Annotated in this window: 12 protein-coding genes; 1 reads left to right on the forward strand and 11 read right to left on the reverse strand. The window is 57.8% G+C overall.

All coding sequences use genetic code 11. The features are described from left to right. Positions 1 to 66 precede the first annotated feature (66 nt). From C1A13_RS09820 to C1A13_RS09855, 8 genes are all read right to left on the reverse strand, one after another. Positions 67 to 1053 (reverse strand): aldo/keto reductase, encoded by a 987-nt coding sequence (locus tag C1A13_RS09820; RefSeq protein ID WP_172439242.1) that lies wholly within the window; start codon positions 1051 to 1053, stop codon positions 67 to 69. 78 nt (positions 1054 to 1131) lie between these two features. Then, positions 1132 to 2163, reverse strand: coding sequence for an alcohol dehydrogenase catalytic domain-containing protein (locus C1A13_RS09825; RefSeq protein ID WP_101551539.1), 1032 nt, complete (start codon positions 2161 to 2163; stop codon positions 1132 to 1134). A gap of 20 nt (positions 2164 to 2183) precedes the next feature. Further along, positions 2184 to 3020: a sugar phosphate isomerase/epimerase family protein gene (locus C1A13_RS09830; protein WP_101551541.1), complete on the reverse strand. Its 837-nt coding sequence runs from the start codon at positions 3018 to 3020 to the stop codon at positions 2184 to 2186. Between the two features lie 10 nt (positions 3021 to 3030). After that, entirely contained in the window at positions 3031 to 3861 is an 831-nt protein-coding gene (locus tag C1A13_RS09835) for a carbohydrate ABC transporter permease (protein ID WP_101551543.1), read from the reverse strand. 10 nt (positions 3862 to 3871) lie between these two features. Then, positions 3872 to 4756, reverse strand: coding sequence for a carbohydrate ABC transporter permease (locus C1A13_RS09840; RefSeq protein ID WP_172439243.1), 885 nt, complete (start codon positions 4754 to 4756; stop codon positions 3872 to 3874). Positions 4757 to 4833: 77 nt separating this feature from the next. Continuing rightward, the gene (locus C1A13_RS09845; RefSeq protein ID WP_101551547.1) at positions 4834 to 6174 is read right to left on the reverse strand and encodes an ABC transporter substrate-binding protein; all 1341 of its coding nucleotides are present in this window, start codon (positions 6172 to 6174) and stop codon (positions 4834 to 4836) included. A 46-nt stretch (positions 6175 to 6220) separates the two neighbouring features. Beyond that, positions 6221 to 7072, reverse strand: a complete 852-nt coding sequence (locus tag C1A13_RS09850) for a PfkB family carbohydrate kinase (protein WP_101551548.1) — start codon at positions 7070 to 7072, stop codon at positions 6221 to 6223. A 53-nt stretch (positions 7073 to 7125) separates the two neighbouring features. Then, positions 7126 to 8085 carry an SIS domain-containing protein gene (locus tag C1A13_RS09855; RefSeq protein ID WP_101551551.1) on the reverse strand — a complete coding sequence of 320 codons (960 nt, stop codon included), beginning with the start codon at positions 8083 to 8085 and terminating at the stop codon, positions 7126 to 7128. Positions 8086 to 8319: 234 nt separating this feature from the next. Here C1A13_RS09855 and C1A13_RS09860 point away from each other — a divergent pair, with 234 nt between their 5' ends. Further along, on the forward strand, positions 8320 to 9048 hold the full coding sequence (locus C1A13_RS09860; RefSeq protein ID WP_242970897.1) for a GntR family transcriptional regulator: 729 nt from the start codon (positions 8320 to 8322) through the stop codon (positions 9046 to 9048). Positions 9049 to 9204: 156 nt separating this feature from the next. On the opposite strand, the gene C1A13_RS09865 is transcribed toward C1A13_RS09860, so the two are convergent. From C1A13_RS09865 to C1A13_RS09875, 3 genes are read right to left on the reverse strand one after another with little or no spacing between them, the layout of a single operon-like run. Beyond that, positions 9205 to 10224, reverse strand: coding sequence for an electron transfer flavoprotein subunit alpha/FixB family protein (locus C1A13_RS09865; protein WP_101551555.1), 1020 nt, complete (start codon positions 10222 to 10224; stop codon positions 9205 to 9207). 17 nt (positions 10225 to 10241) lie between these two features. Beyond that, positions 10242 to 11024, reverse strand: coding sequence for an electron transfer flavoprotein subunit beta/FixA family protein (locus tag C1A13_RS09870; RefSeq protein ID WP_101551557.1), 783 nt, complete (start codon positions 11022 to 11024; stop codon positions 10242 to 10244). 16 nt (positions 11025 to 11040) lie between these two features. Further along, on the reverse strand, positions 11041 to 12180 hold the full coding sequence (locus tag C1A13_RS09875; protein ID WP_101551559.1) for an acyl-CoA dehydrogenase: 1140 nt from the start codon (positions 12178 to 12180) through the stop codon (positions 11041 to 11043). Between the last annotated feature and the right edge of the window lie 94 nt (positions 12181 to 12274).

The following is a 12274-nucleotide window of genomic DNA, read 5'->3' on the forward strand; positions in this document are numbered from 1 at the left end:
TTTCCCCGCCGCGCGCAAGACATCCCGGGAAATTCACGGACCCCCGCCCCTGACGGGCAACAACGTTTAGTAGAACTTCTGCTGCCCCTTGCAGTTATTGTCAAACGGCAGCGTAAAGTACTCCAGTGACGGACGGAAGGGCACCATCGCATAGATTTTGTCCAATTCCTGAAGGATATCCGCGGGCAAAGGTCCCTTCTCCACCGCAAGATAGTTTTCCATAAACTGGGCCTCATTACTGGAACCGGTGAGGACGCAGTCCACGCTGGGATTGGAGATCACGAACCGAATCGCCATCTCCACAATCCCCATGCCCGTCTCGTCCAAAAGGCGGTAGAGCGCCCGAAACTGTTCGCGCCGGGGTTCGCTGATCCACGGCGCGCCGTGGTTGATCGCGTCGTCGTAACGGACGGCCAAAGCGCCCTGCTGGAGCGGCGAACCACAGACCACGCCCATATGGTGCCGCTTCGCCGCCTGGAAAATCTCGTACTGCGCTTCCCTCCAGAGCAGGCTGTAGTTATACGCGGTCAACACGACATCGAACTTTCCGCTGTCACACACGCGGGCAAGCTCATGCGCCGTGGTCCCGCCGAGGCCGCTGAACTTGATCATTCCGGCTTTTTTCATCTCATCGATCGCTTCCAGCACCGGCCCCTCATAATTTAACTCGTCGGTCCACCAATTGTACTCCCTGACCCGGTCCGGTTCGTGAATCATCAAAATATCGATCGAATCCCGGTGCAGGTATTCAAGGCTCATTTCCACGGACTGAATCAGCGCCTTTTTGGACTGCGGATCAAACGGCTGCGGCCTCCCGCCCAGCTTGGTGGAAATCACCAGCGGGCCTTCCCACTCCTGAAGAATTTTGCCCAGCACTTTTTCGCTGTCATAGTAGGCAGGCGCCGTATCGATGTAGTTGATCCCCAGTTCCAGAGCCTTCAAGGTCGCGTGTTTGGAATCTTCAAAGGCGCCGCCCAGCTCGGAAAGGAAGAGCCCTCCAAGCGCCAGCTTTGTGACTTCCAATCCTGTTCTGCCCAAAATGACCTTTTCCATGTAACGACCATTCCTTTCAATCAGTCTATTTATCGGTTCCATCGGCAAGCGCCGGACCTTCGCGCGGAACGGGCGGGTTCAATCTCCGCTCAGCTTGATGACCGCCTTGATGGCCTTTTTCGCGCGGACGTGCTCGTAAGCCAGCGGCGCGTTGTCCCAGGTAAAGACGGTGCTCGTGTCGATCCACGCGGAGGCGTCAAGCCTGCCCGCGCGGATGAGGTCCACGACCTCCTCATGCGTTTCGGGCTCGTAGTAACCGCCGTTATAGATTCGGAAGGACGGACCCAGCAGCGGGTTCAGCGCATAGGTGTGGAAATCGTCCATCCCATAGACGCCGACCGTCGCGCCGTCGCGAATCACGGGAAGCAGCCTGTTCAGACTGCCGGACTTTCCGGTTACGTCCAGCAGGAACCGGAAAGTGCCCTTGTGTTCCGCGGCAAACGCGGACACCGCGTCCGCGTCCTTATAGTCGAGGAACCGGGTCACGCCCGCGCGCATGGCGTTGTCCTTTCGGCTGAGGCTGCCTACCATGGTCACATCGGCCGCGCCGCAGACGGCCGCCATCGCCGCCAGTGAAATACCGTTCGCGCCGGAACCCGAGACGACGACCTTGTCGCCCGGCTTCACGCCGATTCGCTTGATGTAGGAGAGGGTTTCCCGCCATGTGATGACCATGGGGGCGTATTCCAGCGGAATAATCCCCCTCGGGAGCACCTCGTTGATACAGAAATAGCGCCATTTCGCGGGGTCCACGCCGTCCAGCCGCGCCGCCCGATGGTCGACCGCCAGCCCGTATTCGCACATGCCTCCCCAGCTCAGCTTGACCGAACCGTCGGCCTGCGCCCGGGTCCCGACGCGGGTAATCAAATCTCCGAGCTTAAAGTTCCGCACCTTGGCGCCGGCCTCGATCACCTCTCCGATGCTTTCATGGCCGATGACCGACGGATAGTCCACATGTTCCGCGAACGTGCCGTCAATGACATGCAGGTCGGTCCCCGTGCAGGTCGCCCCGTACAGCATTCTGCACCGGACCTCATATTCTCCCATCGGCGGCTCCGGGATCTCTCTGACGGCCAGCTTGCCGGGCCGCTCTACGATCAGTGCTTTCATCGTTCTCCTCTTTTCATCATTTACTCTGTAAAATAGCCTTGCAGATATTGGAACGCCGCCGCCATGGAGGCATTGGGGTCGGAAAAGTATTTGGCCGCGGTAAGCTCCAGCGTAAGAGCGTTTTGGTACTCATACGATTTGAGCTCCGCGATGTACCTTTCCAGCGGGAAAATCCCGGTCCCCCACGCCAGATGGCCGGCCGGGTCGCCGTCGACAAAGTGGATGTGGCGCAGATCACCGCCCAGCGTCCGGAAGTAGTCGGTGATCGTCTCCCCGGAAAGATACATGGGACTGGTGTCGATCATCGCTTTCAGCGCCGGCGATCCGACCTCGTCAAGCATCCTTTTCAGTTGGGGCAGCGTCGTCACCAGATTCGTCTCCTCAGCCCGCAGAGGCTCAAGAACGATGGTGACGCCAACCCGTTCGGCGGCCCGGGAGAGCTGCGCGAGGCCGTCCGCCGACCGCTTCCACGCCTCCTCGGGCGGCTCGTCGAAATAGCCCCAGCCGGAGGTCATCAGGATTTGCGGGGAGCCCAGTTCCGCGCACGCTTCGATCGTCTTTTCATAGAACGCGACGCTGCGTTTGCGCGCCACAGAATCCTTTTCCGCAATGTTTTCCGGATAGCAGCACTGTTCCGGCGTGAAGCAGACGATCCGCAGGCCGTGGTCCTTAATCTTTTTCGCGGCCGCCCGGATGTCGGACGGGGTCAAATCCGGGACGTAAAAATGTGGGCTTGCGCCCCAAATCTCCACACTTTGAAATCCGATCCGCTCCATCGAGTCGAGAAAATAATCGAAGGAAAAGTACCGGTAACTCAAATTCATCCCGGCGATCTGTGATCGTTTCAGCTCGAACATGTCGGTCCTCCTATCCTTTTACGCTTCCGGCCGTAAGGCCTTTGACAAACTGCTTCTGCATACACAGGAACATGATGATCAGCGGGATGGACGCGATTACGACGGCGGCAAGCTGAATATTCCATTCCTGCAGCATCTCTCCCTTCAGCGCGTTCAGTCCGACGGGGATCGTCATTAAATCCTGGTCTTCCAGGAAGATCAGCGCCGTCAGGAACTCATTCCAGGTAAAGATCAGATTCATCAGCGCGCTGGACGCGAGGATTGGTTTTCCAATGGGCAGGATCATCCGCCAATAGATCGCAAAGGAGCTGCACCCATCCATCCGCGCGGCCTCCTCGATGTCCTTTGGGAAGGAGATGAAGTAGGACCGCATCAAAAAAACCGTCAACGGGATGCGAAAGGCGATATATAGGAGAATGACGCCGAACTGCGTATTATACAGGTGGATGGATTGAAACAGCTTAAAGAGCGGCACGAAGGAGGATTCAATGGAAAGCGACAGGCCGCACAGGATAAAGGTAAAGAGGGCGCCGCGGAATTTGAACCGGAACCTGGTCAGTCCGTATGCGGCGAGCGACGACAAAAGGGTCGTGAAAAAAATGGAAACCACCGAAATAAAGACGCTGTTCAGGAAGTATCTGTTCAGTCCGCTGCTCCACGCCTTCAAATAGTTTTCAAAATGCAGGACCGACGGGAGATTAAAGGAATTTTGCAAAAATTCAGAGGTTGATTTAAAGGAATTGATCAGAATCCAAAAGATCGGATATAGGACAATCACGTTCAGCAGCAGGAGGAAAAGCTGTATCGGCAGGCGCCTCCAGCATATTTTTTTCTTGTGCATCTGAGCCCTCCTACAATTCTTCTCCGGATCTTGACACCTTGAGCTGAATCACAGAAAACGCGAAGGTGATGATAAAAATCACGACGCCCATGGCGGATGAATACCCCATCCGGTCAAATTTGAAGGCGCTCTGGTACGAATACATCCCCACCACCAGGGTCGAATAACCGGGCCCGCCCATCGTCAATTGGTACACCTCGGCAAAGGATTTGAAGGTGGAGATCACGGTCATCACAACGGTGACCAGCAGCATCTCCTTGACCATCGGGATCGTAATCATCAGCGCCTGGCGAAATTTCGACGCTCCGTCTATTTCGGCCGCCTCATAGTATTCATCGGGGATTTTCTGTATCGCCACGACCAGCAGCATCATAAAATATCCGGTAAACTGCCATTGCGGCATTGCCGCCACCGTATAAATCGCCGTCGATTCCTGTCCCAAGAGTCCTTTGATCGACACAAGGGAATCCCATCCGACTGCGCGGAACAAGTTGTTCACCAGTCCAACGCTGGGCTCAAAGATGAACTGCCACATAATCGCGATCGCCGTAATGGAAAAGAGCGACGGAATGTAATAAATCGTTCTGCAGAGCTTCCCAAATCTGTTTTGGGCGACGTTCTCCACAAGGATCGCGAGCAGTAAGGCGACGCCGACCTGAAAAATCAAATTGAGCACGAGAAAAATGAGGTTGTTGGAAATCGCCGTAAGGAAGCGCGAATCCGTAAGCAGCGTCAGGTAATTTTTCAGCCCTACAAACGTCATATCGCTGGAATAAGCCTTGAAGCTATGAAAGCTGTATAGGAAATTCATAACAATGGGATAATACAATAACACAGCAACAAGGAAAAAAGCAGGAGCAATATAGAAGTACGGCTCATACCGTGCCTTTTTCATGTTCAGCCTCCACATTTCGGGTAAGGCGGCGATGGTTTCACATCGCCACCTTACCCATTTGCCGTTATGCCTCTGTGTTATTCCGCGGCACAGAATTCCGCTTCCGTGCGCACCGCTTCCATCACGCCCTCGGCCGTGATTCCGCCGTCAACATAGGACTGCATGCTCGCGATGTAGACGCTCGCGACGCTGGAATTCATCGCCGTGTCCATGAAGGGCAGTAGCCCGGTGGAATTGTTGAGGAAGGTATAGGCCTCCTCGATCGGGGTCAACCCCTCCGCGGAGGCGTTCACCACGTCCGCGCAGCCATTAAACCATTGCAGGTCCGCCATCATCAGCTTGCCCACCTCGGGGCTGGACAGGAACTTCACCAATTTTGCGGCTTCCTCGGGATGCGCGGTGCCGGACGACACAACGAACCCCTCCGGGCCGCCCTGGATGCCGGTGTTGTCCCCCGCGCCGCCCACGATCGCGGGAACGGCAAAGCAGCCGAAGCTGCAATCGGGGTTCAGGAGATTGATGTCGCCCACTGAGACGGATTCTCCCCACATCATCGCCACGGAACCGCTGGCGAATTCCTCTTCGGAAATCGAGTAGGTTTTTGAATTCGCGTCGGGACTGGCATAGGCAAGCAGTTGGCTCCAAACGTCGAAGGCTTTCAGATAGCCGGGATCGCTGAAGTCTCCCTTCAGGGAATAATCGGCGGCCATCACCTCCGGAGCAACCAGCTTCTGGTTGAACGCCCCGATCCACTGAGGCGCGGGCCACTGCTCGGAGTTCGCAAAGGTAAACGGCTGAATTCCGGCCGCCTGTATCGCCTTGCAATTCGACAGCAGCTCGTCCATGGTGGAGGGAACGGAGAGTCCGAGATCGCTGTAGATCTCCTTGTTATAAAGGATGACGGAGATGGAAACCCGATACGGCGCGCCATAGAGGGCGTCCTCATAGGTATATCCGTCGAGGACCCCGTCGATGTAGTAACCCTTCCACTCGTCGTCCGCCTCATAATAACCCGTGATATCCAGGCACTTGCCCTCGCGGATGATTTCATTGGCGTTTTCATAGGCGTAGCTGAAGAACACATCGGGAATGTTGTTGGACCCCAGCACGACCTTCAGCTTGTCGCGGTACTCGTCGCGGCCGCTCGTGGAAACCTCCACCTTGACGCCGGGATTCTGTTCCTCAAAAAGCGCGATGATCTTGGACATGAATGCTGTCTGATTTTCGGTTGCATACCGATGATACAGGGACAGTACAATCTCCCCGTCGCCGCCATCCCCAGCCTGCCGCGTGCCACCGACCGGTTGGGCGGAGGCGCTCGCCTGCTCCGCAGGCGGTGGATTCGCGCCGCCCGCGCAGGCCGCGAGCAGCATGCTCACCATCGTCAGCGCCAGTAGCAAAGATAGTAGCTTTTTCATTTTTTACCTCCTTAATCATTTTCACCGCGTTTTGTTACGAACCTGTTTACAGTTCATCCGCATAGGTCGCGCCATATCCGAACGCGCCGTCTATCATGCAGGTTTCCGTAGCAAAGGCCGCCGCGGATTCCAGGCTTTTCCGAATGGCGGCGTCCGGCGCCGCATGTTCCCGCGTCAGGGAGAGATAGGAGGTCGCAAAGCTGGTTAGGAACGAATCGCCCGCTCCCATGGAGTCGGCGGCCTTCTCCTTTCCCGACGCCTGCCGGTAGAGCGTTTCCCCGTCAAAGAGGACCGCGCCGCGCCGTCCCATGCTCAGTAAGGCCATCCGGCTTCCCATGCGGTGCATCCTGCGCGCCAGATCAGAAACCTGCTGGTCGTCCAGATGACTGCAGGAGCCCACGCCTAAAAACAGGTAGGGGCAGACGCTTCGCAGACGGTCGTCGCTCAAGTCGGCGGAAAAATCGTAGCTGACCGGGACCCCCGTCCGATAGAGCTTTTCAAGCTCGCCGTCCATGTAGCTGAAGCAGCTTGTGTGCACCAGGTCGAATCGGCGGATAAACTCGAGATCGGACGCCCCCAGCATTAACGGGTGGGTTTTTGCGACACCTCCTTTGTTGCTTTCTATGAAGGTGCGGTCCCCATCCACGAGGTCCACCTTCGCATACCCGTTTTCGCCGTGGACGCGCCGGGCGCGTGAAAGATCGATCCCCAGCAGCCTGGCTGTATCCATCACATGGCGAGCCGCCCGGTCGTCGCCGAACACGCCGATGTATGCCGCGTTATGCCCCAGTTTTTTCGCGTAGGCGCAAAAATTCAAGGCGTTTCCGCCGGGATACATAATGTTTTTGTGCAGATAGATGTCCACAACGTTGTCGCCGACACCGATCACGTTTAGCATGGCACACTCCCCCAGTTCTCGGGCGCCGCTCAGATGAAATTACAAGCAGCGGCTCAATATGCGACCTTCCACATATACCGGCGCATGCTCAGGGGATGCTCCCTCACCTCGGCAAGCGCCTGGTTATAGACGTCCACCACCGCGGATTGCAGCAGGGGGCAGAAATATTCCACGGCCGCCGGGTCGATCGCGTCCAATCCCATCCGCCTCGCGTCGATCGTGTAGATTTTGCGTCCGTATTGTTCCAGGAATCTCAGCACGCGCTCATCCAGCTCCCTGCAAGGTCCGTCGCTGAGAAAGAGCAGGAACGGCGTATGCTGGTCCGTGATCTCCAACGGGCCGTGGAAAAATTCGCCGGAATGGATGCAGGCGGAATGAATCCATTGCATCTCCATCAGGATGCAGATGCTTTCCATATAGGCCGCGCCCCAACTCGCGCCGCAGCCAACGGTGTAGATCATCCTTTCATCCCTGTTCGACTGCGCGAACCGCTGCGCATCCGCCAGGCAGCCCTCTTTGGCTTTCGCCACGATCTCGTCATAGAGATCAAATGCGGCCATGCTTTCTTGGTAATGGCTCCACCCCTCAGACTGGTGTAAAAATTCCATCACCAGGCGCAGACAGAGGCTCTCCTTTTTCCGCGAGTAGACCTGCCGCTCCCCCCAGCTATAGACCACCACATGGTCCCCCAGCGTTGTGATGGCCGATCCCGGAGCATATGTAAAAACCACCGTGGCGGCTCCGGCTTCCCTGGCCAGGCGGCCCGCCTCCACGGTTTCCGGAGTCGTGCCCTGATGGGAGCACAAGATCACCAGGCTGTTTTGGTCCAGAGCTTTGGGGGTATCGTGGACAAACTCATTGGCGGGGTGCCATCCAATGCGTACAAGCGCCTTGCTCTCCCTCTCCAGAAAATATTTTGCCGGATAAAAAGCCGCCAGCGAACCGCCGCACGCAACAAAAAAGACCTTGTCGATTTTTCTTTTCTCCAGCAGCATTCGGACCATTTTTTCCATGTTCTTTCATCCTTCCATCTCTGTAATCGCGTTGACAAAAGGGGTGCTTTTTGTGTAAGATGTATTGTAACATCTATAACGTATTATAATAAGTTTGTTGGGTAATTGCAATAGTTTTTTTTCAAAAGTTTAAAAGAATTTGGCGTCTTGATAATTTTTCCTTTTTGTGCTAACTTGTATGAATAGTGATCAGATAAGCCGAAAAAAATACGCGGAGGGATCTTTTTGAATCAGGTGGATATCAACGATGGAACGCCGCTCTATCAACAGGTGGCCGAGCAGCTTATGCTTTACATCCACGAGCACAGCTTGAACCCGGGGCAGCGTCTGCCCTCCGAAAAGGAGCTGAGCGATACCTACGGTGTCAGCCGGATCACGGTGCGAAAGGCCCTGGAGCTGTTATCCTCGGACAACATCGTCGTAAAGCAGCAGGGCAAGGGGACGTTTGTCGCCTCCATGATGCCGATGCAGCGAAATATGAAGGAAGGCCTCTCCAGCTTTACGGAAATATGCCGCAGCAGCGGAATCGAACCGTCCACGAAAGTGCTGGGGCTTAAGATCGTCGACCTGCCTGCGCGTGTGGCGGCATCCCTGGAGCTTCCAAACAATTCCAAAGGGATTGTCATGAAGCGGATCCGGTACGCCGATAACGTTCCCGTTATGATAGAAACCAACTATTTTCCCGTCAAAAGCAGCTTCCTCTTTTATGAGGACCTGAAGGGGTCCCTCCACGAAATCCTGCGAAAAAACGGCGCCGCGATCCACGCCTGGACGTCCGTGCTTGAGGTGTGCATGTCCAATCAAGAGGAGGCGTCCCACCTGCAGATCCCCGTCGGGGAACCTCTGCTTCTTCTCGACGGGCGCTACTTCAATAAGAAAAAGAAGCCCATCTATGTCAGCAAGGACCTTGTCGTCACGGATCGGTTTAAATACTCGATCTATAGCTCCGTTTCAGCGACCTGATGACCCTTCCACGCAGAGGAAAACCGCCCGGCGAAAAAAAAACGCCCGAACCGGGCATTCGCGCGTGCGCGGCCGCGGCCGCGCGGTTTTCCGCCGCCGCGCAAAAAAGGGAGCCCCTTCCGAACGGAAGGGGCTCCCTTTGATTCGCGGGAAAAATCAGGCGTTCGCCTTCTGGGTGCGCACGCGGCGAATCTCCTCGGTGAAGAGGGGCACGATCTTGCAGACGTCGCCGACCACGCCGTAATCCGCGACCTCGAAGATCGGGGCGGAGGGGTCCTTGTTGATGGCGATGATGATGTCGCTCTCCTCCATGCCGGCGAGATGCTGGATGGCGCCGGAGATGCCGCAGGCGATGTACAGGTTCGGGCGGACGGTCTTGCCCGTCTGGCCGACCTGGCGGTCCTTCTCGACCCAGCCGGCGTCGACGCAGGCGCGGGAGGAGGAGATGGTGCCGCCGAGCTCGTCGGCGAGTTCCTCAAGCAGCTTGAAGTTGTCGGGGCAGCCCATGCCGCGGCCGCCCGAAACGAGCACCTTCGCGTCCTGGATGTCCATCTTCTCGCTGACCTTCTTGATCACCTCGAGGATCTCGACGTTCTTGCGGGAGTCGAGGTTCGGGACCTCGAACTTCTCGACCGGGCACTCGGCGCCGTCGATCGGGGAGATGCGCTGCATCACGCCCGGGCGGACCGTCGCCATCTGCGGACGGTGGTCGGGGCAGAGGATCGTCGCCATGATGTTGCCGCCGAACGCCGGACGGGTCATCATGAGGTTCTTGGTCTCGGGGTCGATCTCCAGCCCGGTGCAGTCGGCGGTCAGGCCGGTGTGCACGCGCGCGGAGACGCGCGGGGCCATGTCGCGGCCGATCGCGGTCGCGCCGTAGAGGACGACGGCGGGCTTTTTCGCCTGGATGACCTCGTACATCGCCTCGACGTACGGCTCGGTCATATAGGTCTCAAGCGCGGGATCGTCCACGACAATCACGCGGTCGGCGCCGTAGCGCGCGAGCTTTTTGGCAAGGTCGGTCACCTGATGGCCCAGCAGGACCGCGGTCACCTCGTCGCCGAGGTCGGCGGCGAGCTGCTTGCCCTTGCCGATCAGCTCATAGGAAACACCGGTGATCTTGTTGTCGACCTGCTGTGCGAAGATAAATACGCCTTTATAATCAGAAACAGCCATTTCGTTCACCACTTTCCTCACAGAATGAATTTTTCTTTGAGCCTGTCGACCAGCCAGTTGGCCGACTCCTGCGGGTCGAGGGTCACGACGGTGCCCTTGCCCTTGACGGCCTTGGTGAACGACTTGAAGACCCGCGTCGGGGAACCCTTGAGGCCGATGTTGCCGTCGTCGACCTTGAGGTCGGGACGGGTCCACACCTTGACCTCTTTCTCACGGTAGGCGTCGAAGATGCCGCCCGGGGTCATGTAACGGGGCTCGTTCAGCTCGCTGAGTGCGGTGATCAGGCAGGGCATTTTCGCCTTGAGGATGTGGTAGCGGTCCTCGTACTGCCGCTTGACGATCACATAGCCGTCCTCGACCTTGAGGTCCTCGGCATAGCTGATGTTGGCCAGGCCCAGATGCTCCGCGATCTGCGGGCCGACCTGGGCGGTGTCGCCGTCGATCGCCTGGCGGCCGGTGATGATGAGGTCGTACTCGAGGTTCTCGATGGCGGACGCGATGGTCGACGAGGTCGCCCAGGTGTCCGCGCCGCCGAACGCGCGGTCGGTGACGAGGATCGCCTCGTCCGCGCCCATCGCCAGCGCCTCGCGCAGCGCCAGGTCGGCCTGCGGCGGGCCCATCGAAATGACGGTGACATGCGCGCCGTACTGGTCCTTGAGACGCAGCGCGGCCTCGAGGCCCGCCTTGTCGTCCGGGTTGATGATGCTGGGGACGCCTTCACGGATCAGCGTTCCGGTCACCGGATCGAGCTTGACCTCGTTGGTATCCGGGACCTGCTTAATGCAAACGACTACTTTCAATTCCTGCAACTCCCTTCTACTTCAAGAACGATCCGGAAATGACCATACGCTGGACCTCGCTGGTGCCCTCGTAGATCTCCGTGATCTTCGCGTCGCGCATCATGCGCTCCACGGGGTAATCCCTCGTATAGCCGTAACCGCCGAAGAGCTGCACGCACTTGGTGGTGACTTCCATCGCGGTCTCGGCGGCGAACAGCTTTGCCATCGCGGCGTCGACCGAGAAGCGCTTTTTGGTGTCCTTGGCCACCGCGGCGCTGTAGACGAGCAGGCGGGCGGCCTCGATCTTGGCCTTCATGTCCGCAAGCTGGAACTGGGTGTTCTGGAACGCCGAGATCGGGCGGCCGAACTGTTTGCGCTCCTTGACGTATTTGACCGTCTCATCAAACGCGCCCTGCGCGATGCCCAGCGCCTGCGCGGCGATGCCGATGCGGCCGCCGTCAAGGGTGCCCATCGCGATGCCGAAGCCCTTGCCCTCCTGTCCGAGGAGGTTCTCCTTCGGGACGATGCAGTTTTCAAAGATCAGTTCGCAGGTGGAGGAGCCGCGGATACCCATCTTGAGCTCCTTCTTGCCGATCGAGAAGCCGGGGAACTCCTTTTCGACGATGAACGCCGAAATGCCGCGGTTGCCCTTGGATTTATCGGTCATCGCGAAGATGACGTATACGTCCGCCTGGCCGGCGTTGGTGATGAAGATCTTGGAGCCGTTGAGCACATAGTGGTCGCCGTCGAGCACCGCCTTGGTCTGCTGGCCGGAGGCGTCGGTGCCGGCGCCCGGCTCGGTGAGGCCGAACGCGCCGAGCTTTTTGCCCTGCGCCATCGGGACGAGGTATTTTTCGATCTGCTCGGGGGTGCCGTACTTTTTGATCGGGTCGCAGCCGAGCGAGGTGTGCGCCGACACGATGACGCCCGTCGTGGCGCAGACCTTCGACAGCTCCTCGACGCACATCGCGTAGGTCAGCGTGTCGCAGCCCTGACCGCCCAACTCCTTCGGGAACGGGATGCCCATAAAACCGAATTTCTGCATCTTCGCGACCGTCTCGGCCGGGAAGCGCTCTTCCTCATCCACTTCCTGAGCAAGGGGCTTCACTTCCTTTTCCGCGAAGTCACGGAAAAGCTGTCTTGCCATCTCCTGCTCTTTGCTGAGTACAAAGTCCATGCAAGTTCCTCCCTAATATGTTTATATTTCCTGCGAAAGCTGCCCGCGCCAAGCCGCGCGGCACATCGGATGCGCCGCGCGGCCTGCGGAGCGG

This window comes from Anaerotruncus massiliensis (ex Togo et al. 2026) (assembly GCF_900199635.1).
GTDB lineage: Bacteria > Bacillota > Clostridia > Oscillospirales > Ruminococcaceae > Anaerotruncus > Anaerotruncus massiliensis.

Coding starts and splice junctions, on each gene's coding strand:
- C1A13_RS09845 (WP_101551547.1), bottom strand. CDS start 6,174: ATGAAAAAGCTACTATCTTTGCTACTGGCGCTGACGATGGTGAGCATG.
- C1A13_RS09855 (WP_101551551.1), bottom strand. CDS start 8,085: ATGGAAAAAATGGTCCGAATGCTGCTGGAGAAAAGAAAAATCGACAAG.
- C1A13_RS09875 (WP_101551559.1), bottom strand. CDS start 12,180: ATGGACTTTGTACTCAGCAAAGAGCAGGAGATGGCAAGACAGCTTTTC.
- C1A13_RS09820 (WP_172439242.1), bottom strand. CDS start 1,053: ATGGAAAAGGTCATTTTGGGCAGAACAGGATTGGAAGTCACAAAGCTG.
- C1A13_RS09835 (WP_101551543.1), bottom strand. CDS start 3,861: ATGCACAAGAAAAAAATATGCTGGAGGCGCCTGCCGATACAGCTTTTC.
- C1A13_RS09840 (WP_172439243.1), bottom strand. CDS start 4,756: ATGAAAAAGGCACGGTATGAGCCGTACTTCTATATTGCTCCTGCTTTT.
- C1A13_RS09865 (WP_101551555.1), bottom strand. CDS start 10,224: ATGGCTGTTTCTGATTATAAAGGCGTATTTATCTTCGCACAGCAGGTC.
- C1A13_RS09830 (WP_101551541.1), bottom strand. CDS start 3,020: ATGTTCGAGCTGAAACGATCACAGATCGCCGGGATGAATTTGAGTTAC.
- C1A13_RS09825 (WP_101551539.1), bottom strand. CDS start 2,163: ATGAAAGCACTGATCGTAGAGCGGCCCGGCAAGCTGGCCGTCAGAGAG.
- C1A13_RS09850 (WP_101551548.1), bottom strand. CDS start 7,072: ATGCTAAACGTGATCGGTGTCGGCGACAACGTTGTGGACATCTATCTG.